Annotated in this window: 23 protein-coding genes; 12 read left to right on the top strand and 11 right to left on the bottom strand. The window is 37.2% G+C overall.

Features of this window, described 5'->3' with window-relative positions; genetic code table 11:
- Positions 1-46: 46 nt before the first annotated feature.
- From AC0L3W_RS06800 to AC0L3W_RS06790, 3 genes are all read left to right on the top strand, one after another.
- Positions 47-1,492 (top strand): bifunctional diguanylate cyclase/phosphodiesterase, encoded by a 1,446-nt coding sequence (locus tag AC0L3W_RS06800; protein WP_409439334.1) that lies wholly within the window; start codon positions 47-49, stop codon positions 1,490-1,492.
- 61 nt (positions 1,493-1,553) lie between these two features.
- The gene (locus AC0L3W_RS06795; protein ID WP_409439335.1) at positions 1,554-2,591 is read left to right on the top strand and encodes a YHYH protein; all 1,038 of its coding nucleotides are present in this window, start codon (positions 1,554-1,556) and stop codon (positions 2,589-2,591) included.
- Positions 2,592-2,801: 210 nt separating this feature from the next.
- The gene (locus tag AC0L3W_RS06790; protein WP_409439336.1) at positions 2,802-3,596 is read left to right on the top strand and encodes a HalD/BesD family halogenase; all 795 of its coding nucleotides are present in this window, start codon (positions 2,802-2,804) and stop codon (positions 3,594-3,596) included.
- Positions 3,597-3,623: 27 nt separating this feature from the next.
- Here AC0L3W_RS06790 and AC0L3W_RS06785 read toward each other — a convergent pair whose 3' ends face one another.
- The 3 genes from AC0L3W_RS06785 to AC0L3W_RS06775 form a co-directional block, all read right to left on the bottom strand.
- A complete protein-coding gene (locus AC0L3W_RS06785) occupies positions 3,624-4,574 on the bottom strand; it encodes an AEC family transporter (RefSeq protein WP_290037758.1) in 951 nt (316 codons plus the stop codon).
- 90 nt (positions 4,575-4,664) lie between these two features.
- The gene (locus AC0L3W_RS06780) at positions 4,665-4,961 is read right to left on the bottom strand and encodes an HlyU family transcriptional regulator (protein ID WP_409439337.1); all 297 of its coding nucleotides are present in this window, start codon (positions 4,959-4,961) and stop codon (positions 4,665-4,667) included.
- Between the two features lie 182 nt (positions 4,962-5,143).
- Positions 5,144-6,526, bottom strand: coding sequence for a sodium-dependent transporter (locus AC0L3W_RS06775; RefSeq protein ID WP_409439338.1), 1,383 nt, complete (start codon positions 6,524-6,526; stop codon positions 5,144-5,146).
- A gap of 310 nt (positions 6,527-6,836) precedes the next feature.
- Between AC0L3W_RS06775 and AC0L3W_RS06770 the strand changes: the two genes are divergently transcribed.
- The gene (locus tag AC0L3W_RS06770) at positions 6,837-7,481 is read left to right on the top strand and encodes an isochorismatase family protein (RefSeq protein WP_409439339.1); all 645 of its coding nucleotides are present in this window, start codon (positions 6,837-6,839) and stop codon (positions 7,479-7,481) included.
- On the top strand, positions 7,481-8,701 hold the full coding sequence (pncB, locus tag AC0L3W_RS06765) for a nicotinate phosphoribosyltransferase (RefSeq protein WP_290037763.1): 1,221 nt from the start codon (positions 7,481-7,483) through the stop codon (positions 8,699-8,701). The genes AC0L3W_RS06770 and pncB overlap by 1 nt, the downstream gene beginning before the upstream one ends.
- A 131-nt stretch (positions 8,702-8,832) precedes the next feature.
- Here the strand turns inward: pncB and AC0L3W_RS06760 are convergent, their stop codons facing one another.
- Complete coding sequence (locus tag AC0L3W_RS06760; protein ID WP_290037765.1) at positions 8,833-10,644, bottom strand: DUF3413 domain-containing protein; 1,812 nt, start codon at positions 10,642-10,644, stop codon at positions 8,833-8,835.
- A 4-nt stretch (positions 10,645-10,648) separates the two neighbouring features.
- A complete protein-coding gene (locus AC0L3W_RS06755) occupies positions 10,649-10,873 on the bottom strand; it encodes a YejL family protein (RefSeq protein ID WP_290037766.1) in 225 nt (74 codons plus the stop codon).
- Between the two features lie 190 nt (positions 10,874-11,063).
- Here AC0L3W_RS06755 and yejK point away from each other — a divergent pair, with 190 nt between their 5' ends.
- The 6 genes from yejK (at position 11,064) to AC0L3W_RS06725 (ending at position 16,518) form a co-directional block, all read left to right on the top strand.
- Entirely contained in the window at positions 11,064-12,140 is a 1,077-nt protein-coding gene (yejK, locus tag AC0L3W_RS06750) for a nucleoid-associated protein YejK (protein ID WP_409439340.1), read from the top strand.
- A gap of 67 nt (positions 12,141-12,207) precedes the next feature.
- Entirely contained in the window at positions 12,208-13,074 is an 867-nt protein-coding gene (locus tag AC0L3W_RS06745; protein ID WP_409439341.1) for a 6-carboxytetrahydropterin synthase, read from the top strand.
- Between the two features lie 112 nt (positions 13,075-13,186).
- Positions 13,187-13,534 carry an HIT domain-containing protein gene (locus AC0L3W_RS06740; RefSeq protein WP_409439342.1) on the top strand — a complete coding sequence of 116 codons (348 nt, stop codon included), beginning with the start codon at positions 13,187-13,189 and terminating at the stop codon, positions 13,532-13,534.
- Between the two features lie 64 nt (positions 13,535-13,598).
- The gene (locus AC0L3W_RS06735; protein ID WP_290037770.1) at positions 13,599-14,198 is read left to right on the top strand and encodes a penicillin-binding protein activator LpoB; all 600 of its coding nucleotides are present in this window, start codon (positions 13,599-13,601) and stop codon (positions 14,196-14,198) included.
- A gap of 59 nt (positions 14,199-14,257) precedes the next feature.
- Complete coding sequence (locus tag AC0L3W_RS06730; protein WP_290037772.1) at positions 14,258-15,490, top strand: COG3014 family protein; 1,233 nt, start codon at positions 14,258-14,260, stop codon at positions 15,488-15,490.
- A 23-nt stretch (positions 15,491-15,513) separates the two neighbouring features.
- Complete coding sequence (locus AC0L3W_RS06725) at positions 15,514-16,518, top strand: LPP20 family lipoprotein (protein ID WP_290037774.1); 1,005 nt, start codon at positions 15,514-15,516, stop codon at positions 16,516-16,518.
- Here AC0L3W_RS06725 and AC0L3W_RS06720 read toward each other — a convergent pair.
- Positions 16,496-17,422, bottom strand: a complete 927-nt coding sequence (locus AC0L3W_RS06720) for a ketopantoate reductase family protein (protein ID WP_409439343.1) — start codon at positions 17,420-17,422, stop codon at positions 16,496-16,498. The genes AC0L3W_RS06725 and AC0L3W_RS06720 overlap by 23 nt on opposite strands.
- A 180-nt stretch (positions 17,423-17,602) precedes the next feature.
- Between AC0L3W_RS06720 and AC0L3W_RS06715 the strand changes: the two genes are divergently transcribed.
- Positions 17,603-18,085: a YajQ family cyclic di-GMP-binding protein gene (locus AC0L3W_RS06715; RefSeq protein ID WP_290037777.1), complete on the top strand. Its 483-nt coding sequence runs from the start codon at positions 17,603-17,605 to the stop codon at positions 18,083-18,085.
- An 87-nt stretch (positions 18,086-18,172) separates the two neighbouring features.
- Here AC0L3W_RS06715 and AC0L3W_RS06710 read toward each other — a convergent pair whose 3' ends face one another.
- The 5 genes from AC0L3W_RS06710 to ptsI all read right to left on the bottom strand — a co-directional run bounded on the left by AC0L3W_RS06710 (position 18,173) and on the right by ptsI (position 22,759).
- The gene (locus AC0L3W_RS06710; protein WP_409439344.1) at positions 18,173-18,844 is read right to left on the bottom strand and encodes a M15 family metallopeptidase; all 672 of its coding nucleotides are present in this window, start codon (positions 18,842-18,844) and stop codon (positions 18,173-18,175) included.
- A complete protein-coding gene (gene dapE, locus AC0L3W_RS06705; protein ID WP_290037782.1) occupies positions 18,841-19,974 on the bottom strand; it encodes a succinyl-diaminopimelate desuccinylase in 1,134 nt (377 codons plus the stop codon). Before dapE ends, AC0L3W_RS06710 begins: the two co-directional genes overlap by 4 nt.
- Positions 19,975-19,983: 9 nt before the next feature.
- Positions 19,984-20,334, bottom strand: coding sequence for an ArsC family reductase (locus AC0L3W_RS06700; protein ID WP_290037783.1), 351 nt, complete (start codon positions 20,332-20,334; stop codon positions 19,984-19,986).
- 125 nt (positions 20,335-20,459) lie between these two features.
- Positions 20,460-20,969, bottom strand: coding sequence for a PTS glucose transporter subunit IIA (gene crr / locus AC0L3W_RS06695; protein ID WP_290037785.1), 510 nt, complete (start codon positions 20,967-20,969; stop codon positions 20,460-20,462).
- A gap of 68 nt (positions 20,970-21,037) precedes the next feature.
- The gene (gene ptsI, locus AC0L3W_RS06690) at positions 21,038-22,759 is read right to left on the bottom strand and encodes a phosphoenolpyruvate-protein phosphotransferase PtsI (RefSeq protein ID WP_290037787.1); all 1,722 of its coding nucleotides are present in this window, start codon (positions 22,757-22,759) and stop codon (positions 21,038-21,040) included.
- Positions 22,760-22,772: the final 13 nt, after the last annotated feature.

Raw genomic sequence — 22,772 nt, 5'->3', positions numbered from 1 at the left:
ACAGGGATCAGTTTCTTTTAGGCCTGATACTTTTTAAGGTGTATTTATGGATGAAGAACACAACAAGAGTTCAAATAAAATATTGTTTAATACGTTTGATTTTAAAACAGATATGTTACAGCTGACGTTATTAACGGAAATGTTTGATAATTTTTCTGAAGCCGTTTTAGTTGCGAATACAGAAAGAAAAATGATCTATATGAACAATACCTTTGCAGAGTTGTTTGGATACCAAAAACAAGAACTATATGGCCATCAAACAAAGATGCTTTATGCTGATGAATCAGACTTTTTGGAGCAGGGAAATAAACGTTTTAACCCTGATAGCCAAGCAACTGCCAATACTTATCGTGTCAGTTATCAACGTAAAGGCGGAGCACAGTTTCTAGGCTTAACCACTAGTGCTGCGATGCGCTCTTCTTTAGGTGAAGTGGTTGGTTATATTGCCATTATCCGTTCAGCACGTTCTGCTGAACAGTCCTTAGACACATTACAACAAATCCATAATATTACGTCTAATGTTGATTTAAATTATGACCAACGTGTAGATAGGCTATTAAATATTGGGTTAAACCATTTTGGTTTTGAAATCGCGATAATATCGCATATCACGGGGAGTGATTATATTGTTGAAAGTTGTGTTGATGTTAATGAAGAGCTGCAACCCTCTACTTGTTTTGATGTTTCAGGCACATACTGTGTTCATACATTGCAAGCCGATAAAACCATAGGGTTTCATTTTACGGCGCAAAGCGACATTAAAGATCACCCTTGTTATCAGAATTTTCAGCTGGAATCTTATATTGGAACTCCGATCAAGGTTGATGGGGAGTTATATGGGACAGTCAACTTCTCAAGCCACAAACCGACTGAACCATTTTGTATAGATGATTATATTTTGATGGGGATATTAGCGGATACTTTAAGTTTTTTAATTTATAAGAAACTCTCTGAACAAGAGTTATTATTATTAGCGAGTACTGATGAATTAACTGGCTTGTTAAATAGGCGAGCAATGTTAGAACGATTAAACGAACAAGCTAAAATGTCTAGTCGGGCAGGATACAATCTCACTATTATTTTTATTGATATTGATCATTTTAAATATATTAATGACCAATGGGGGCATATTGCAGGCGATCATGCGTTAAAAGGCTTTTCCAGTATAATTAAAGAGTTAGGCCGAGAAACTGATTTTTGTGGACGCATTGGTGGAGAGGAGTTTATTTTTGCGATGCCTGTTTCAAGTGAAGCTGGTGCTTTACAAATGGCTAATAACTTACGTAAAAAATTGCAACAGCAAAGCATTGAGATAGGCGATGATGTTTTTGTTAATTTAACGTTTAGTGCCGGCTTAGCTATATATCAAAGTGGAGAGTCAATTGAGTCATTACTGATGCGTGCTGATCAAGCTATGTATCAAGCAAAACAAAAGGGTAGAGATCAAATTTGTTTGGCAGAGGTCATTAAGCCACAGCGAAATGAAGCTTAACCCAGTATAAACCTTGTTTATGTTATGGTCTCTTTTTTAATAAATAGTTTAGGTTCAACATATGCAAAGACAGTTAACATTATTATTTAGTATTATTCTACTTACTTTAGTTTACGGTTGTTCTGATGAGGATAAAAAGAGTATAGAAAAAAATGCTGGTGAAAAAGTTATCAATGCACCAGTTGACCCTAGTTTGTTTGCTAATGGTGCTATTGTTGGTGATGTTGAAACCGTTGAGTGTACGTTAAGCGGCGGTACTGAAACCAGTTGTTATCGAATCACTATTGCCGGAGCTCCAGCCGATCCTGATTCATCTCCAGAAGGCCCATATTGTCCACCAACAATAGAGTCGAGTGCAGAAGATGGAGGTACATGGATTGATGGTGAAGGTACTGTCTATCAAGTTGACGGTGAATTTATTAAAAATTTGTCGACACTGTATAAAGATAAAAAATGGCAAATGTACGATATTAAAACAGGCGAAATTACTGTTATAGATGGTGCGAAAGGTTGTGAGATTGCTGGTGACCCTAGGCCTATTCCTGGTTTTAATAATTTCTGCTTGTCTTGCTCCTTGGAAGACTTAGATGGTGGAATTCAAAAAACAGTCTTAATCCCCAAAGTGCCTGTGCCAGCGACTAAGTCGACAACTATTAATGCTAGGTCTAATATTGGTATTGCTTTGAATGGTGTACTATTCGGTCCTCCTGCACCATTAGATATGATATTAAGCTCTTATACTCTCGGTGTATTAGATGATTGTGGTGCACATGCTAACCCACACGAAGGTTACCATTATCATTCCGCCAACGGGTGTTCTGAAATTGGTATTCAGGAAGATGGGCACTCAGCCATGATTGGCTATGCATTAGATGGATATGCAGTTTATGCGAAAACAGATAAAGATACTGTTGAGTCTAAAGGTTTAGATGCATGTGGAGGTGAAACGGATCCTATACGTGGTTACCATTATCATGCTTCCGCACCTGGAACAAATCAGATATTCGGTTGTTTTATGGGGGAAACAGGACATTTTGAAGGGGAAGAAAAAAGACCAGAAGGTGGTCCTAACGGTCAGCAAGGCCCTCCAAAAGATTAATTAAGTCATGTGTACGAGTTTCGTGACTATTTTAAGCTTGTTTTCACTTTGCTTAACTTTACTCACAATAAACCTGTTAAATGTGAGCAGTTAAGTAGGATTAGTTTGTTAGCTACTTTAGTTTAGGTGTTGAATTATTTATTAAATAATAGACCCCGTCAGTTAAGTTTATTTATAACCGTTGTTGGTTATTTAGGAGGTATTTTTAGCATGGCTTTAGCATTAACAGACATCATTAACTTAGATGGTAGCCGTTTACAAGATCAAGCCTTTATTAAGGCATGCAAGCGCACTTTAGATAAGACCGGTGTATTAGTAATAAAAGACTTTTTAAAACCTACAGTGATTTCATTGCTACAACAAGAAGGCAAAGATAATCAACACCTTGCTTATTATACAAGCAATAAACATAACGTATATTTAACCGAAAGTGATGTTAACTATAGTGATTCTCACCCAAGAAATCGCCAAGTAGTTTCTTCTAAAGGTTGCATTACTACTGATCAGATTCCTGTTAATTCAGCATTACACAGCCTTTATCAAGCGGCTGAGTTTCGTGATTTCTTATGTGAAGTGCTGGGTGAACAAGCTTTGTACGAATATACTGACCCATTATCATCAATTAACTTACATTATGCGGGTGAGGGGCAAGAGCTAGGATGGCATTACGACAATTCATCATTTGCCATTACGTTAATGGTTCAAAGCCCTAAAGAAGGCGGTATTTTTGAATATGTAAAAGATGTAAAAGATGTACGAGATGCTGATAATGGTGATATGAACTATTCAATGTCGGGGAAAATATTAGATGGGGTTATCGACACCGAAAGCTTGCCAATGGCGGATGGTGCATTGGTATTGTTTAGAGGTAGGAACTCAATACATAGGGTAACACCAACCGTTGGCGAGCAAACAAGGATGTTAGTGGTATTAGCTTATAATACACAGCCTAATATTAGTTTATCTGAGTCTGCTCGTATGACTTTCTTTGGGCGCTTAGATTAATATCTAACACGCTTTATTGCGTACTGGCTACATTAATTTTAACCAGTATAGTAACGAAACACCTAGGCTACAGGTGATTAATGAGCCAATAGTCGTCATAGCAATAATATTCGCAGCTAATTCCGCACTATGCCCCATCGCTCGAGCCATCACATAGCTCGCTGCCGCCGTTGGTGCTGCGGACATAAAGAACACTAACCCTAACAATTCACCTTGATAACCTAAACAATAAGCGCCAGCAGTAATTAATATTGGTCCGACTACGATTTTTAAAATAGTTGAAAAACGACAATTAAAGCTATTATTTTTTAACGCTTGTACACTTAAACTTGCTCCTGTACACAGTAGTGCAACGGGCAGAGTCATATCTGAAAAATATTGTCCGGTATTGATGATAAGTTCCGGTACTGGGATATTTAATAAAAAGCAAACCAAACCTAACAAGATGCTAATGATCAATGGATTTTTAAGAATCGACTTAACCATATTAATAATTATCGCTAGATTAAACCCTTCCTTTTTCGGCGATAAAATAATTACCGATAGAATGTTATAGAGTATTGTGTGTGAAGCAACGTATACAGCAGCTAAACCTAAGGTTGCTTCACCATATACATTACTCACATAAGCTAAACCGATGATCGCAGTGTTACTTCTGAATGCACCTTGAATGATCACTCCATGTTGGACTTTTTCTGTTACCCAAAATTTAGTGGCGATGATGCACAGTAAAAAGAAGATAAAATTAGCGGAAATCCCAAAAGCAATTAAGTAAAAATCAATCTCTGCTTGGTGGTCCATTTTGACAATACTAAGGAAGAGAAGTGTCGGTAACGTTACTTTAAATACTAGTTTAGAGCCTACTTCAATAAAACTATCATTGATCGTACCTGTTCTATTTAAAAACCAGCCTAGAAAAAGTAATAAACAGATAGGGCCGACAATAGAAAAGGAAAATTGTAAGGATTCGAAAAACATAGTTTAGCACTCATAGAAACAGAAAATAGGAGGCAATGAAGCGCTTACGATTAAAAGTGCAATCCATTGCTATTATTAATTGATGCCGGTTTAACTAAAAATACTATCACCCATTTGATCAATAGCAATTTTGGCTTTTCTAATGGTCATATCAATACAGTCATCGCGATTAGCAACAACATCAGAACGAATGAAAGTATGCGTTTGTAATTGCTCATCAAGTTGTTTGGTGATTGCGGCAGATAAACGATATTGACCTCCTTCACTAATAGGGGAAGGAGTAATAGTAAAACCTTTGTATTCGGTACTCTCTTCAACAGGTGGTACTTTCGGCGTGTTATTACTATCGCTTGAAAAGAGTGATGTTAGCGTTGACAAAAATCCCATTACTTTTAATCCTTATAAAAATATATTTGTTAAGACATTGTAAATCAAAGTGCTTTTAATGTGTTATTTATCTTACATAAGAATAATCAGGAGTTTTAGACATAAAAAAAGCAACTAAAGTAGTTGCTTTTTTATTCCGTAAACCTAACCGGTTAATTCAACATTTAAACATATTTAAATGTTTACAATAAACCTATTGCATTGGCGAATACTAATAAAATACCAATCGGTGCAACAAAGCGCAACAGAATCAAGATTAATACAAATGGTGTACCTGTTAAGTGTAGCTCTTCTTGCAAAATGTTTGGTTTGATAACCCAACCAGCAAAGATAGAGATAAATATACCGCCTAATGGTAACAAGATATTAGCCGTCAAATAATCTAAGAATTCAAAGATATCTCCGCCCATACCAAATGATAGCTTAGTCCATTCAGCACCTGCAAAAGAGTAAATTGAACATAAACTGAGCACCCAAATACCTACACCAGCAACGATTGCAGCTTTAGTTCTGCTCATTTTTTGACGTTCAACTAAGTACGCTGTCGGGGACTCTAACAGTGCAATAACTGAAGTGAATGCTGCAAATACAATCATGATAAAGAATAATGTACCTACAAAGTCACCAAAGGGCATTGAACCAAACGCTAATGGGATTGATTGGAATAATAACCCTGGTCCTGCACTTGGCTCTAAACCATTTGCAAACACAATTGGGTAAATAGCTAAACCCGCGATTAAAGCAACAATAGTATCTGCAATAGCGATAGTGATCGATGTCTTAACGATAGACACACCTTTAGGCAGGTAAGCACCGTATGTCATCATAATTCCCATTGCTAAGCTAAGTGTGAAAAAGGCATGACCCAATGCTACTAAAGCTCCTTCAATGGTTAATTGAGAGAAATCAACATGAAACATGAAATTAAAAGCAGCTGCAAAATCACCTACAACAGCAGAATAAAACATGATACCAACTAGCAAGACAAGTAATGCTGGCATCAAGTAAGTAATTGCTGTTTCTAAGCCTTTTTTCACCCCTTTTGAAATAACGTAAATAGCAGCAATAAGTGTTAACGTTGACCACACCATTAATTGCGATACGCTGGTAATTAATTCAGTAAATAGTGCGCCAATCACATCCGCATTAGTTGCAGGGTTTGCAGCCGCAGCACTGAACTCGCCTGAGCCAGAAAAGAATACGTAAGCAGCGGCCCAGCCAGCAATAACAGCATAGAAGCTAAGAATAAGGAAACCAGCAATAACCCCGATCGTACCAATTAAAGACCAGTGAGATGAGCGCCCTGATTCTGCGGCAACATGCGCAATAGCATTCGCTGGCGTTGAGCGGCCACGTTTACCAATGATTACTTCTGCCATCATGACAGGAATACCAATTAGTAGAATACACAATAGGTAAACCAGTACAAATGCACCGCCACCATTTTCTCCCATTATGTATGGAAATTTCCAGATGTTACCTAGACCTACAGCTGCGCCTGTTGCAGCTAAAACATACGCGTATCGACTTGACCATCGATTAGACACTTGTGTATCAGTACTCATTTAAATCCTTGAATGTAAATAAATAGGTATATTTATGTCTTATGCGACATAAAAATATCTATTATGTAAATAATGGCGTAAGAATAATAAAAGTTCGGCAAAGAGGCTACTGAAACACGCATAAAAATTAATTTAAGTCATAAAAGGCAGGACTTTTGACGTGCTATGGTCATTTTATGAACGTATAGACCTTAATTACCGAGTTCTTTACTACTGTTAGTTGACAGTAGAGGTCACTATAAGGTTATCTAGCATTGTTTCATTAAGTTTTTGTGTTCGCTTTCATAATCATTTTAAATTGGAGAAGAAAATGGTCAAAGTTGAGAAATCTATTACTGCAAGTTTTGATGTAGATCCACAATGTGGTTTCACACCACTTTGTCCAGATGAGTTACCTGTTGAAGAAGGGCACCTTATATCTGAACAATTGAATGAACAGGCTAAGTTTGCAAGCTACCGAGTTGTTAGTAAAGATTGCCATCCTGCAGAAGCACCTTGGATGGCAACATCGGCAGAACAAGTGATGACACCTGTAGAAGGTGAGTATCCAAATTTAGATATAAAGTGGCCAGCGCATTGCGTTGTAGGTACAAAGGGGAACTCACTTATCCCTGGTCTGCCTAATGAAGTTGAATATGATTTTGTTGTTGAAAAAGGTGTTGAGCCAGATATGCATCCATATGGCGCTTGTTATCACGATCTAAGTGAGCAGCAGAGTACCGGAGTTATTGAATGGTTAAAGGAAAAAAAGGTAAATGAAGTCATTGTTGGTGGTTTAGCAACAGACTACTGCGTAAAAACGACGGTTTTACAACTCGTAAAAGCGGGTTTTAAAGTCATTCTAAATAAAGCGGCTTGTCGAGGTATTGCAGATGATTCTATCCAATCAGCCTATCAAGAGATGCAAGAGGTGGGCGTAACATTAATCGCCAGTAGTCGGGAGTTAGCATTGTAATGCAAAATACAAAAATAGATCGTTGGTTGATTGATAGCTTAATGGATATCGATTTTTATAAAATAAGTATGTTACAAGCTTTTTACCATGCCGCAGAGTTTCGTTTAGTAAATGTGCAATGGAAATTTGCGTGTCGAAATCAAGAAGGCTTAGATTTAACGATTTTAATTCCTGAAATACAACGTCAACTTGAACACCTTTGTACTTTATCTTTTAGCGATGAAGAGTTAGATTACTTAAGCAAAATGCATTTTATTAAGCCTGATTTCATTGAGTTTTTACGTATTTTTAAATTAAATATGAAATTTATCCACCTGCATTCAGATGGTGAAAATATTAACCTCCGTTTTGATGGTCCATTGTTACATGTCAGTTTATTAGAAATTTATGCACTGTCGATTATCAGCGAATTACATACTTTTATAAACTGCGGTGGATTTGATCTATTTGTCGCGAGAGAAAAGCTTGCAGATAAAATTGCACTATTAAAAGCAGAGAAAGATTTAACTGGGCTAACTTTTATCGATTTCGGTACGCGTCGTCGGGCCAGTAAAGCGTGGCAAGAAGAAGTGCTTAGTACATTAAAATCTGAATTTCCTAATGAGTTCTTAGGCACAAGCTGCGTGCATTTTGCTCGTAAATTAGATTTACCTGCGATGGGTACCATGGCCCATGAATGGTTTCAAAGTTGGCAAGCGGTTACTCGTTTAGCCGATGCGCAAAAAGCCGCTTTAGAAGGGTGGGTAAGAGAATATCGAGGACGTTTAGGGATCGCTCTAACCGATTGCTATTCAATGGACTCTTTTATGCGTGATTTTAATGATCCATATTTTGGCAAGCTTTATGATGGGTTGCGACATGATAGTGGTTGCCCATTCGAATGGGGTGAGAAGGCGATTAGCCTTTATCATACGATGGAAATTGATCCTCTGAGTAAAACCTTAGTATTTAGTGATTCATTAGACTTTCCAAGAATGATAGAAATTTGGAAGCGCTTTAGAGGGCGTATAAAAGTTTCATTTGGTATTGGTACCAACTTGATGAATGATGTTGGTAATCGTCCCTTAAGTATTGTGATAAAAATGGTAACGGTTAATGGCAAACCAGTGGCTAAAATATCCGATGAACCAGGTAAGAGTATGTGTGAAGATTTAGGTTACTTACAATATTTAGCAAGCCAATATGGAATTGATCCAAGTATCGTTAAAGTGTCTAAATAGCTTAAATTTCTGAATTAAAGTAATTAAAGTAAAAAAGCCGATAAGGTTGATGTTTTATCATCCAGTCTTATCGGCTTTTTACGTATGTGAGCTTTTTAATAAAGGGTTACTGAGGTAGATCTGCTACCTCATTATTTTTGATTAAAACGTCTTAACTTAGATAATACATCAATCAATAGGGTGATATTTAATGCATCACTATCGGCATTTTGTTCAATGTAATTACCTTGCCAATCAATACTATCAATATCGCCATTACCAGAAAATTGAGTAATGCGTCTATTTTCATAAATGATGTAGTTATTACTATCACCGGATAACACAAAGTCTCTATCTTGTTTAGCAAATAGGGAATGACCACTGCTAAATTGATTACTTGGATTTTCAACTCCAAATACGTTTTGCATCAAGGTAGGCATCAGGTCTACATGGCTTGTCATATCATAAATAGTACGTGGCAGTTTATTTGGCCACACTAATATCATTGGTACACTTGCACCACTGATCAATGAGTCGTTGTTATTTTGCTCTTTAAAAGACTGACCATTAGTACCAGTAATGACGATGATCGTATTCTGATAAGCTTGTTGTGCTTTTAAGCTATCTATTAGACGCTGTATTTTCTCATCTATTGCGTGTACCTGAGATTGATAAAGTGTTAATTGCTCTGTTTGTTCAGGAATCGTTTTTATGCTTGGCTGGGTAAACAGATGATCGTTTTTCTGTTCTAAGTAAACATAAGCAAACCATGGTGTGTCTTGTTGTTGAGTTTTAATCCACTCATCCCATTGTTGGACAACTTGGTTATTATTTGTAGCATCAGAATAATATACATTAGGTGTTTTTTTCAATTGACTAAAGCTGCTTTGTAAAAACTCTGGGTGTACAAAGCCAATACTTGAAAACAGGCCGATAGGGCGTTTATCTTCTACAACTTTATTCATAAATACTGGTGCAATATGGTTATCGGTTATATCGTCCCAATAACTATTAGGTAAACTATAGAACAGACTAAATACACCTTGGGCACTGTTGTTTGCACCACTGAAGTGGTTTTTGAAATTAATCGCTTCTGTGCTCAGTAAATCTAAATGTGGCATATTTTGCGAGTTCAGCATATCTGCGCGTAATGACTCCACATTAACCACTAAAATATTATAGTCAGCGCTACTTGTTGGGGCTGTAGAGTAAGTCAGCGCCTTTAATGGGTAATTAAGTACTTGCGGGTTTGTCCCTAACGCATTCAACTCACTCTTCTGAATAGTGTCTTCATTTAACCAGCCCTGTTTAGTCAAGAAAGTCCTTGCTGTCATTGGGTAAGATAGCGGATAAAGCGAACGTTGATGGGTAATTGGTCGGTATTGTGTTGCATCAGCCCAAATGTAAACAAGATGGCTCAGTACAAAGCTTGCAAATAGGAATAGTGCAATAGGTTTGCCGATCTGTTTTGCGTGAATATGTCTGACTTTCTTCCACAGAATGGTAGAAAAAAAAGCTTCAAGTGCAAAGGTAATCGGGATAGAAATATAATGGAGATTAATTGAATAAATTTCTTCAACTTGTTCTGGTTTTTGTAAAAACTGCCAAATCAAGGGGTTGAGGTGAAACTCATACAACCTGAATATTTGTGTATCAACAATTAAAAAAGTGATCGCCGTTGTGGCGATCAGAATTGAAATTAGGCGATAAATTAAATTATTGGATATTAAAAAGGCCAGCGGGAATAATAAAATCCCAAATACCACAGCGGCTAGGAAACTGAAATGCCCTAGTAAACTGATAAATTGGTAGGTGATGCCGAGCCCCGTATCAGCTAAACCTGAGTACGCAATATAGCGCAAGCTGATTAAAGAAATAGCAATAATATTAAAGAACGTGAACCAGTGTGCCCAAGTGACATTTTTAGCTACGTTATCGTGAAATTTATGACCTGTTTCAACCATGTTTTTATTTATCTTTTGTATTAATAGAGGCACTTAATGCTTTAACAAACTTATCGCTGATAGCTTGACGTTGTGCTGTTGGTACTTGGCTATTAATGACATGAGTAATACTATTGCCTAAAATCATTAAGCTAAGATCGACAGAAACGTCATTGTCATGAAGTACATCCATCACTTGATCCAGAATTGATTCGATTTTTTGGCTAGAGTACTTTGATTGAATTGGCATAATAAACTTCTAATGTAAGGAATGATAATTGCGTTATGATACCGCACTCGTATTATTATACCAATGACTTAACCCCTCGATTTTGAAAAGTTACACAGATAATTAAGCGAATAATTACTGTTTCAAGATTGATTGCGGTGTGTATAATTTGCCAATTAAGTTTATTTGTTTCTCACAAGGTCATATTTCTATGAACGTTTCCGCTACCAATATTATTTTACACTCTTTAAATTACAACAGTGAAGGCGTTTTATCGTGCAAAATGCGTGAAGGCGAACTGCCTATTTCACCTTCTATTGAGCAGTTGGTGATGGATTTACATCGTAGCTACCAAAGTAAATCTAATAAAGCTTTTGCATTTTTTGCTGATGAAGGTGAAAAGTCGCAAGTATTCAAACGTGCTTTAACAGAAGAGCTGAATGGCGAGTTAGATTTTGTTGGATTTTCTCAACAAGCAGCTAGTCGTTTAGTTGATGAATTAAAAGATCATGACTTTGCTGAAGAAGGGGTGTTATTAATCAGTAAGTACACTTGGACAACCAGTGATTATTTACTAGTCGCATTGCTTCAAAATAACCAATCAATCAGCGTTAACGAGAATCTTGAGCTACAAGTTAGTCAGCATATTGAAACGAGTAAAATTCAATTAGTGGCTCGTATTGACCTTACTCTACTCAAGCGTGACCCTGAAGCTAACCGTTATATCTCCTTTATTAAAGGCCGCGTTGGTCGTAAAGTCTCTGATTTCTTTTTAGACTTTATGGGAGCAAAAGAAGGCTTTGATGCAAAAGTACAGAATGAAGGTCTGCTAAAAGCGGTAGAAGAGTTCTGTGAGAAGCAAGAGCTACCAACGGAGCAAAAGCAAGAGGTCCGAGAGGTTACTTTTAACTATTGCAAAGAGCAAATAAAAGAAGGGCAAGACATTGACCTTTCTAGTTTGTCGGAAGAGTTTCAATCGACTTCAAATCTAGAAGGCAGTTTCTATGACTTCGTTAGTGAAGATTATCAATTAGAAGAGAATTTCCCAGCAGATAAAACCTTAGTGAGAAAATTAACTAAGTATGTCGGCCAAGGCGGAGGTATGAATATTAGCTTTGACCAAAAACATTTAGGCTCATCTATTCATTATGATGAAGCATCGGATACATTAACGATTCAAGGTATTCCACCTAATTTACGCGAACAATTAAAACGTGATGCGTTGATTGATGCAGGTGAAACCGTGATCACTGAAACCGTTACGGATGATGGAAAAGCCCCTTTTTAAGCATTAATACATTACACTGTTTAAATACCTGTTGATGACAGTGCTTAAACAAAAAAGAGATAAAAGAATGAAATTATTTGTACGAGACTTAACTGTTATTGATTCAACTTACTTAGACGCTAGCCGTGGGTTTGTGGGTGAAAGCTATCAAGTTGACGTAGTGTTGGATGGACAGCTAAACGAACAATCTATGATTTTAGACTTTGCTTTAGTAAAGAAACAGATTAAAGCGATTATTGATGCAGAAGTCGACCATAAATTGCTGGTTCCAAGTTTGTCGCAAGCTTGCTCTGTTATCCCAGATGATGAGCGAACTCAGGTTAATTATCGGTTATCGAAAGATGAAGTAATTCAAGTTAAAGCACCGCATGAGGCATATTGTTTACTTCAATGTGGAGTATTAACAGAGGCATTTTTAGCCGATTACCTAGAGCAAGTTATCTTAGATAAGTTACCAGAAAACGTAACTGGATTGAGTATTAGTTTACGGTCAGAGGAGATTGATACTCCCTTTTACCATTATACTCATGGTTTAAAAAAACATAATGGAAACTGCCAACGCATTGCTCATGGGCATCGTTCTAAAATTGATATTTTTATTAACGATCAATACAGTAGTAAATGGGTTGAACAATGGGCAGCACGCTGGACTGATATCTATTTAGCAAGTGACAGTGATGTGATCAAACGTAGCGATCTTTCATTTATTACCGAGAAACCGACCGCGGAAGTACATTGTTCTGCCTATCATGCACCACAGGGGTATTTTGAATTATTAATGCCGGCTAGCCGTTGCGAGGTTTTAAATAACGATACAACGGTAGAAGAGCTCGCTCGCTTTATTTGTGAAACCATTAAAGACAAAGAGGGCGAAAATAAAGTCACTGTATTCGCCTATGAAGGTATCGGAAAAGGTGCCATTGTAGAGCTTTAAACTAGGCTGGGCGCTGATTGATTATGTACATTAGCAACTTCAGTTTTAATGTACATAAGGTTAAATAATATAATGATTGATAATGATTGATAATGATTGATAAGGATTTAAGATGGCTGAAGAAACGATTTTTAGAAAAATAATTGATAAAGAGATTCCATCGGAAACATTGTATCAAGATCAATATGTGACAGCTTTTCGTGATATCTCCCCACAGGCTCCAGTGCATATTCTTATTATTCCTAATAAACTGATTCCAACTGCCAACGATATTGAGGTTGAAGATGAAGTGTTAGTGGGTAAGTTATATACGGTAGCTAAACAGTTAGCGAAAGAAGAAGGTATTGCAGAGTCAGGTTATCGTTTGATAATGAATTGTAATAGTGACGGTGGGCAAGAAGTTTACCATATACATTTACATTTATTAGGTGGAAAAAAATTAGGAAAGTTAGTAAGTTAACTTTCTGAATTAATATATGGTAAGTTATTGATACTATTTTATTCTTTATAAGGTGGAGTTTACGATGAAAATACATACTAGTTTGTTACTGGTGATCATGAGTAGTGTAATGCTAGCGGCTTGTTCTACATCAGTAGAGCGTTTAGATGCACAACAACAGGTCGACTTAAGTGGTGCTTGGAATGACACTGACTCTCAGTTAGTGGCACAAGAAATGATCGAAGACTCTCTTTCACGCGCATGGATCAGCAAATTTGTAAGCAGTGAAGGTAAAGACCCCGCAGTCATTGTTGGTCGTATTAAAAATCTAAGTCACGAACATATTAATACCAATACTTTTGTTGCCAATATGGAACGTGAGTTGATTAATTCAGGTGAAGTACAATTTGTTGCAAGTGCTGCAAACCGTCAAGAAATTCGTGATGAACGAGCAGATCAAGATTTAAACGCTTCTGAAGCTACCCGTAAAGAAGCGGGCCAAGAGTATGGCGCAGACTTTATGATGCAAGGTCAAATCAATACCATTGTTGATGTGGATGGTACTACTCAAGTACGTTTTTACCAAGTCAACCTTGAGTTAATTAGCTTAAAGGATAATCGTAAAGTATGGATTGGTGAAAAGAAAATCAAAAAGCTTATCTCTAACAGTAAAATTCGTCCGTAACGTTATAGATACATGATTAGGCTCAGTAATGAGCCTATTCTGTATGAAATGGAATAACTATGCATAAATTGTTACTTGCCTTTGTCTTCTTACTTTCTGGCTGTGCTCAACACAATAACAATCGACTTGCAGATGATTTACAGTTTGAAACACCAGAATCTATTCTTTCAGCATTACAAGAAACCAAGCCAGACGATAGAGATATTGCTCAGTATTACCTTAATCTAGGTTATTTACAGTTATTATCTGGGCAGTTTCCTGCATCAATCGAATCCCTATTAATCGCAAAAAAACAGATGCAATCTTTAGCTGCAACCTCTGTTTCTGAGAATATTGGGGCAGGGACCGTTAACGAAACCTTAAGAAGTTATAGTGGTTATCCACTAGATCGGGTAATGGTTCATAATATGTTAGCCTTGAGTTATTTATTTAATCGGGATATCGACGGTGCGCGGGTAGAAATGTTGCAAGCTGATGTTGCGATGAAAAAGCTAGCTGATAAGGATTCGTTGAGTGGGCAATTAGTGAGTACCCACCTGTTGTCGGGCATTATTTATGAATTATTAGATGAGCGCTCCGATGCTTTCATTAGTTACCAATTAGCTGAGAATATTCTTAACCAACGAAAAATAGCTTTACCAGAAGGGTTAACATTAGGTTTGTTAAGAATGAGTTTAAAGATGGGGAATGACCAAGCTTACGACCGCTATAGTAAATCCTATCCAAACTTGGTAAAAAAAATGAAGGGTAAGGAACAAGTATTTGTATTATATTTTGATGGCGTAGTCTCTAATAAAATACAAGCTAGCTTGACTGTCCCTAGTTTTAATGGGCAGCAATTGATCCGCATCGCGATGCCAACATACCCTGAACGATTACCTCGCTCATTACATGCCAAAATAAGTGATGGTGAGCAATTAGTGAGCAGTGACGTTGCTGAAAATATTAATGTTATTGCTCGAGAAGACTTAGACAAAGAGTACCCCTCCATTCTCTTATTAACAACCACTCGAGCGATTGCCAAATATCAAGTGGTACAAGAAACAAAGAAAAAAGATCAACTGCTAGGCACCTTACTTAATTTCGCGACATTACTCAGTGAAGTTGCAGATTTACGAAGTTGGAACATGTTGCCTGCCACCATTCAGTTTGCATATTTAGAAACCAATGCCGATGATATCGTTGTGTCAACTCCTAAGACTGTTCAAACAGATGTGGACTTAAGTTTAGGGCATCAACATGTTATTTTAGTGACTAATTTATCTGATAAAGTATGGCATTATCAACAATAATTGCCCTTTGTTAAGGAGTTAACATGAAAAAGATTACCTTACTTGTTTCACTATTAATCAGTGTGTTTTTGTTCAGTGCTTGTTCAAGCCAGTCCTCAGGCCAGTCTGATAATGAACGTCCAACTTGGATTGACCATGCACAGGTAGATTATCCTCAATCAGAATATTTAACTGCGGTTGGGCAAGCATCGAATCGTACCCGAGCTGGTAAAAATGCAGTCGCTAACCTATTAGAAATATTTTCAGTTAACGTAAAAGCGGAAACCAGAACATTAACAGAGGCTGTAAAGCAGGAAAGTGCGTTAGGTGTGACGATGGAAAGTTCTAGTACTTTGCAGCGGGATATACAAACTGAAACAGAACAGGCAATCCAGGGCGTAGAGATTAAACAGACTTGGCTAAGTCCAAGTGGTGAATATTATGCTTTAGCTGTTTTACATCGTCTTAGTGCTTCGCAAAATTTAACTGAATCAATTGTAGAGCTTGATCAGAAAAGCGCAGAGTTAATCGATTACAGTATTAACCAATCCCCTAATTCTATTGCATCAATTAATGCATTACGCTCAGCACGAGATGTACAAATAACGCGTAAAATGGCTGACTACCAATTACGTTATATCAATGGTACTGGTGTGCCTGCGGATATTTCGAGTGATAAAATTGAGCAATTAATTAAGCAAAAACTAGCTGCATTAACTATTACTGCAAAGGCAGATACCGAATCACAAGAGAAAGCAATTCAGTCTGGATTATCTTCTTTAGGGGTAAAAGTAACAGACAACGCAAACATTGAAGTCACTGGCAAAGCTGATATGACCAATCCCGCATTAATTGATGCTTGGTATTGGTTACGTGGTAGTTATGAGTTGAGCATTAGTGAAAATGGCCAAGTAATTAGTCGTAAGCGTTGGCCTATTAAGGTCTCGGCAAAACAAAAAGATCTACTTAAATTGCGCTTACAGGATAAATTAAGCAATCGAATGAACGAGTACTTACAACAATTAATTAGTGACTCTCCAACGCTTTAATTTGTTTATATAAATCGCTTAAAATAGGCGTTTCAATATTATGTTGTTGTGCCTTTTTAATTAAATACCCATTAATAAACTCAATTTCTGTTTCTCGACCGTAGTAAATGTCTCTGTTCATTGAAGAATAATTGTCTGCGGTTGCCGCAATGACATTAGCGACAGTGTCCTGTAATTCATTCAAATCGAAATTTAATTGCTCAGCTTCTGCTATTGCAAAAGTTTCTAATACTAAGGGCTGGATCAATGGTGCGTATTGCGTTAAACGTAACTGACCATTTTTAATTTGATGAATGGCCGTGAGCGGATTGATGACTGCATTAATGACTAACTTTAACCAACATTTTTCAATAATACTTTGGCTAGTATGTGAATTAGGCATCACTTGTAGTAGAGGAAATAAATAGCTGTTTAATATTGCTTCTATTTGTTGAGAGTTGCTAACCTGTGAGTGTCCCGGGTAAAAGCCAAAGTAACTTGGTCCAGCGCCAGTATGAGTTATTGTTAAAGTGTTAGTCAGTAAACTAGCATTAGCAGTGCTAGCACAAATGATCGGGTTGTCAGGAAAATGTGTAGCAACTTGTTCTGCACAACCATAACCATTATGCATTAAGATAATGGCCTGTTGTGGGTGAATATGAGTTTGCTGTTGTAATAGGGCTGGTAGTACTTGATGTGCTTTAACACACACTAACAAACTACTTTGCTGTGCCTCCAGTGACGTGTTTAGTAAATACTCACCATGAGAGATATTGAATGAGTGGCTTTTACCCATTAAGTCTGTGAGCGTTAAAGTGTTTGTAGTGAGCGGCGAGCGCGATACAATATGGCATGGGTAACCTGCTTGTAATAATTTGGCTAGCCATAAGCAACCAATCGCACCAGCGCCAATTATTTGTATCATATTGTTCCCTAAACCCCTAAATGACTGCCATTATTGATATAAGCATCTATTATGCTAATTTGCTGATTTAGTTACAAGAGACAATAGGCCCTCTATCGTGATGCTTAGTAATAGATGATTGCTGCATTTTCTGGTAAATTCACACCCTAGAATATTTTATAGTTTTAAAAAGGAATAAAGATGCCTTCATTTGATATTGTATCAGAAATTGATTTAGTAGAAGTTAAAAATGCCGTGGATAATACCAGTCGTGAACTTGGTACACGTTATGACTTTCGCGGCGTAAAAGCATCCATTACATTGAATAAAGAAGTGGTTAAGCTAGAAGCGGAAGCTGAGATGCAAATTAATGCATTACGCGATATGTTACGTGCGAACTTAGTAAAACGTGGTGTTGATACTCGCTCTATGGATCCTGATAAATATGAGCAGTCTGGTAAGTTTTGGTCTCAAAATGTTAAGTTTAAAGTTGGTGTAGATCAACCAACGGCTAAGAAATTAGTGAAACATATTAAAGATAGCAAAATGAAAGTACAAGTATCGATTCAAGGTGATCAATTGCGTGTGACGGGTAAAAAACGCGATGACCTTCAACAAGCTATGCGCTTAGTGAAAGAGTGCGATTTAGGAATGGGTTTCCAGTTTAATAACTTTAAAGATTAAGTTTTACTATTACTCTTGTAGTTAAATAAAGCCAAGGTACAGATAATTCTATACCTTGGCTTTTTGTTTTTTAAGAAAACTCAATATTTATCTGGGTGTTAAGTTACACACATACTGTTGATAGATATTAACTAGCTCTTGTTGGATCAACGTTTTACCTAAAATATCATGAGATTGGATTGTGTCCCGAATTAAATCTAGGTCTAATTGAACTAAGCAAGTTTCAGAAATTGGGAAATAGCTTAAATGCCATGGTTCTTCCGCAACGCCGCCTTGATCTTTCTGGTAAGGGCGATAGAAGCCAAATTTCTGCATATTCTCACTTAACCAATCGGTTAATTCACTAAAATATCCACCATTTAAGTATTCATTTTTTTTCAGCTGTAGTGACTGACCTTGCGGTAATAAGCTTGGGTCGTATACATCGATATCGGTTCCCCAATGATGCCGACTGGCACCTGGTAGAGCTGACCAATGTAGTAGGTGGTAAAGCTTATCTAACTCATCCACAGATTTGATATCAATAGGCTTTTCTTGTTTATCTAAAATAGCCGTGATACCTGAATACTTATTATTCCATATTTGTAATTGACGCTCAAAACTACGGAATGCACTAGCAATATGCAAGGTAAAGCCTGCATTTTTAGCACTGTTCTGTAACCCAGTAAAGTCTGCTATTACTTGCTTATGCAGTAACCTGTTAGGTGCAAACTCAACTAAATGAGTTTGCGATTGACCTGTCAATTCAAGTCGGTTCATACTAGTAAGTTTTTCAGTGTTAACTTAAAGATATCGACTAATTCATCTAACTGTGCAATATCTGTTGATTCGTTTACTTTATGAATCGTTGCATTAATGGGGCCTAATTCAACTACTTGAGCACCTGTTGGAGCAATAAAGCGCGCATCAGAAGTACCACCACTGGTCGAAAGCTCTGTAGTGATGCCGTTTGTCGCTAAAATAGCTTGAGCAACAGCATCAGTTAATGAGCCTGGCTCAGTGATAAAAGGTTGGCCGTTATAAGTCCACTTAATATCGTATTCAAAGCCAGCCTTATTCAAAATACCTTCCACTTTTTCAGTTAACATTTCAGCTGTTAGCTCTGTTGAATAACGGAAGTTACATTGTACAACTGCATCCCCGGGTACAACATTGCTCGCACCGGTACCAGAATTGAAATTAGTAATTTGAAAACTAGTTGCAGGGAAATACTGATTGCCTTTATCCCATTCAGTTTGTACTAATTCTGCTAAAGCAGGAGAAGCTAAATGAATCGGATTGTTAACAAGGTGCGGATAGGCAACATGTCCTTGTGTACCTTTAACGGTAATGTCTGCAGTTAATGAACCTCGACGGCCATTTTTTATAATGTCGCCAACATGGCTAGTACTTGATGGTTCACCAACTATACAGTAATCAATTTTTTCATTACGCGCTTCTAAAACATCTATCACACGTGTTGTACCGTTGATAAAAGGACCTTCTTCATCACTGGTAATTAACAGGGCAATAGACCCTTTATGATCTTGATGTTCTTCGATAAATGCTTCTAAACCTAACATGAAGCAAGCGATACCACTTTTCATGTCAGCGGCACCACGACCATATAACATGCCATCGATAATTGTTGGTTCAAATGGTGGTGTATTCCATTTTTCTTCTGGCCCTGGTGGCACTACGTCGGTATGTCCAGCAAAACAAAACAAAGGAGCTTCAGTGCCTCTTCTTGCCCATAGGTTTAATGTATCTTCAAATTCCATTGTTTCACAAACAAAACCCAGTTTTTCTAAACGTGAGATAAGTAGGGCTTGGCATCCAGCGTCTTCCGGAGTAACAGAGCGACGACTGATTAAATCTTCTAATAACGATACGACTGGTGAATTGCTCATTGTATTTCCTTATACAGCAAAAAAAGATTGATAGTTTTTGGCATTAAATCCAACAATGGCTTTACCATTATGAATAATAAGAGGGCGTTTAATTAAAGTAGGTGACTCAATGAAAAGAGCACTTACGGTATGTTCACCAAGGTTTTCTTTTTGCTGATCTGTTAGTGCGCGGTAACTGGTACTGCGTTTATTTAATAGCTCATCCCATGAAGTCACTGTGTAAAATTGAGTTAATAGTGTGTCATCTAACCCATCTTTGCGGTAATCATGAAAAGTGAATGCAATATCGTTTTCTTTTAGCCATTTCTGTGCTTTTTTTATGGTATCGCAATTAGGGATACCGTACATAGTTGTTGTCATTAAGAATGCTTCTAATGTGAAATAAAAAGATAAATGATTGTAACAAGAAAGAGAAGTTAAGAACAAGGTAGGGCTAAAATGAAAAAAGCCGCAAAAGCGACTTTTTTATCGAAGGATAGTTATGATTATTTAACGATTTTAAGTACAGGGTCAGACGCCACTTCAACAGTGCCTGACATTTTCTGTAACTCTTTAATTTCATCCATGTTAGAAATAACAACAGGCGTTAAAATAGATTTTGCTTTTTCGGTTAATAAAGCTAGATCAAATTCGATGATAGTATCACCTGCTTTTACTTTCTGTCCTTCTTGAGCAATACGCGTGAAACCTTCGCCTTTTAACTCAACAGTATCGATACCAAAGTGTACGAATAGTTCAATACCATCCGTAGATTCTAACGAAAATGCATGGTTAGTTTCGAAAATCTTACCAATTTCTCCGTCACATGGTGCGACCATTTTGTTACCAGTAGGACGAATAGCAATACCATCACCAACAATTTTTTCAGCAAAAACAACATCTGGCACATCTTCAATAGCAATTATTTCACCCGATAAAGGTGCAATAATATCAATAGTATTTGCTGTTTGTGTATTACCGCTAACCGCTTTTTTTAAAGAATCAAAAAAACCCATATAACTAAACTCCAATTTAATAAAATAAAAAGGGAGGTAAGTACAAGCTCACCTCACTTATCAATCAGTTAACTAATACCTTTAGCTTTATTGAAGTCGTTAACTAAGGCTTCTATTTCTGCAGCTGTTGCCATTGATAATGCTTTATCAGCTAGCGCTTTTGCATCTTCAAAGCTAGTGCTACGGATAACTTTCTTAACCGTAGGGATTGAAATTGCACTCATTGAGAACTCATCTAAGCCCATACCAAGTAGTAATAGTGTTGCACGTTCATCACCTGCTAGTTCACCACACATACCTGTCCATTTGCCAGCTGCATGAGATGCATCAATAACTGTTTTAATGATAGTTAAAACAGATGGTGTTAATGGGTTGTATAGATCAGAAATTAGTTCGTTTCCACGGTCTACAGCTAGTGTGTACTGTGTTAAATCATTTGTACCAATACTGAAGAAGTCTACTTCTTTAATTAAGTGGTGAGCAATTGCTGAAGCTGCTGGTGTTTCAATCATTACACCGATTTCAATCTCTTCATCAAAAGCAAGATTCTCATCTCGTAGCTCAACTTTTAATGTTTCTAAGATATCTTTTAACTTGCGGATCTCTTCAACTGAAATGATCATTGGGAACATGATACGAATCTTACCAAATGCAGAGGCACGCAGTAGGGCACGTAATTGTGGATTCATAATCTCAGGGCGATCAAAACAGATACGAATTGCACGCCATCCTAGGAATGGGTTTAATTCAGTTGGTAGATCTAAGTAAGGAAGATCTTTATCACCACCGATATCCATCGTACGGATAATACAAGCTTTACCTTCCATTGCTTCTACAACATCTTTGTATGCAAGGAACTGTTCTTCTTCAGTTGGTAATTGGTCTCTGTCCATGAATAGGAATTCAGTGCGGTATAAACCTACACATTCTGCGCCATTGCGCTTAGCACCGTCAGTGTCTTTTACAGAGCCCACGTTTGCACCAACTTCAACTTGATGGCCATCAGTCGTTGTTGCAGGTAAATCTTTTAATTTAGCTAGTTCAGCTTTTTCGTGTAAGAACTCTTCACGAACCGTTTTAGCTTCTTCTAGTTGCGCATCTGTTGGGTTGATGATTACTTTGTTGTTTAAAGCATCAAGAATAACCATATCGCCATTCTGCACTTTTTGAGTAATATCGTTAGTACCAACAATTGCAGGAATTTCTAATGAACGAGCCATGATCGAAGTATGTGAAGTACGACCACCAATATCAGTAATGAAACCTAATACTTTATCAAGGTTAATTTGTGCCGTTTCAGAAGGTGTTAGGTCATTTGCAATTAACACAACCTCTTCTGAAATATCACTAAGATTAACAATCTCAATGCCTAATACATTTTTTAATAAACGATTACCGATGTCACGGAAGTCCGCAGCACGCTCACGTAAGTAAGGATCGTCCAACTCTTGTAGCATTTGTGCGTTTTCTTCAACTACTGCGTTAACTGCGTAGTCTGCTGTACATTTGTTTTTCTTGATATAGGTGATGATATCTTCTTCAAGCTCTTCATCTTCAAGCAGCATTATATGCCCTTCGAAGATAGCTTCTTTCTCTTCACCAAATGTCTCAAGAGCTTTTTGCTTAACTACTTCTAGTTGAGCTGAAGTTTTTGCTCGGCCATCAAGAAAGCGAGAAATTTCATGCTCAATATCGCTTACTTTCTCAGTATTGAGAGAAATTTCGTCTTCTTGTAATAACAATGCTTTTGCAAACGTAATACCAGGGGATGCCAGTATGCCAGATATCATAACCTATCCTTAA

The organism is Psychromonas sp. KJ10-5 (assembly GCF_055808325.1).
The sequence above is the reverse complement of the archived record's forward strand: the minus strand, read 5'-3'. Positions and strand labels throughout refer to the sequence as shown.

Coding starts and splice junctions, on each gene's coding strand:
- AC0L3W_RS06800 (WP_409439334.1), top strand. CDS start 47: ATGGATGAAGAACACAACAAGAGTTCAAATAAAATATTGTTTAATACG.
- AC0L3W_RS06795 (WP_409439335.1), top strand. CDS start 1,554: ATGCAAAGACAGTTAACATTATTATTTAGTATTATTCTACTTACTTTA.
- AC0L3W_RS06790 (WP_409439336.1), top strand. CDS start 2,802: ATGGCTTTAGCATTAACAGACATCATTAACTTAGATGGTAGCCGTTTA.
- AC0L3W_RS06785 (WP_290037758.1), bottom strand. CDS start 4,574: ATGTTTTTCGAATCCTTACAATTTTCCTTTTCTATTGTCGGCCCTATC.
- AC0L3W_RS06780 (WP_409439337.1), bottom strand. CDS start 4,961: ATGGGATTTTTGTCAACGCTAACATCACTCTTTTCAAGCGATAGTAAT.
- AC0L3W_RS06775 (WP_409439338.1), bottom strand. CDS start 6,526: ATGAGTACTGATACACAAGTGTCTAATCGATGGTCAAGTCGATACGCG.
- AC0L3W_RS06770 (WP_409439339.1), top strand. CDS start 6,837: ATGGTCAAAGTTGAGAAATCTATTACTGCAAGTTTTGATGTAGATCCA.
- pncB (WP_290037763.1), top strand. CDS start 7,481: ATGCAAAATACAAAAATAGATCGTTGGTTGATTGATAGCTTAATGGAT.
- AC0L3W_RS06760 (WP_290037765.1), bottom strand. CDS start 10,644: ATGGTTGAAACAGGTCATAAATTTCACGATAACGTAGCTAAAAATGTC.
- AC0L3W_RS06755 (WP_290037766.1), bottom strand. CDS start 10,873: ATGCCAATTCAATCAAAGTACTCTAGCCAAAAAATCGAATCAATTCTG.
- yejK (WP_409439340.1), top strand. CDS start 11,064: ATGAACGTTTCCGCTACCAATATTATTTTACACTCTTTAAATTACAAC.
- AC0L3W_RS06745 (WP_409439341.1), top strand. CDS start 12,208: ATGAAATTATTTGTACGAGACTTAACTGTTATTGATTCAACTTACTTA.
- AC0L3W_RS06740 (WP_409439342.1), top strand. CDS start 13,187: ATGGCTGAAGAAACGATTTTTAGAAAAATAATTGATAAAGAGATTCCA.
- AC0L3W_RS06735 (WP_290037770.1), top strand. CDS start 13,599: ATGAAAATACATACTAGTTTGTTACTGGTGATCATGAGTAGTGTAATG.
- AC0L3W_RS06730 (WP_290037772.1), top strand. CDS start 14,258: ATGCATAAATTGTTACTTGCCTTTGTCTTCTTACTTTCTGGCTGTGCT.
- AC0L3W_RS06725 (WP_290037774.1), top strand. CDS start 15,514: ATGAAAAAGATTACCTTACTTGTTTCACTATTAATCAGTGTGTTTTTG.
- AC0L3W_RS06720 (WP_409439343.1), bottom strand. CDS start 17,422: ATGATACAAATAATTGGCGCTGGTGCGATTGGTTGCTTATGGCTAGCC.
- AC0L3W_RS06715 (WP_290037777.1), top strand. CDS start 17,603: ATGCCTTCATTTGATATTGTATCAGAAATTGATTTAGTAGAAGTTAAA.
- AC0L3W_RS06710 (WP_409439344.1), bottom strand. CDS start 18,844: ATGAACCGACTTGAATTGACAGGTCAATCGCAAACTCATTTAGTTGAG.
- dapE (WP_290037782.1), bottom strand. CDS start 19,974: ATGAGCAATTCACCAGTCGTATCGTTATTAGAAGATTTAATCAGTCGT.
- AC0L3W_RS06700 (WP_290037783.1), bottom strand. CDS start 20,334: ATGACAACAACTATGTACGGTATCCCTAATTGCGATACCATAAAAAAA.
- crr (WP_290037785.1), bottom strand. CDS start 20,969: ATGGGTTTTTTTGATTCTTTAAAAAAAGCGGTTAGCGGTAATACACAA.
- ptsI (WP_290037787.1), bottom strand. CDS start 22,759: ATGATATCTGGCATACTGGCATCCCCTGGTATTACGTTTGCAAAAGCA.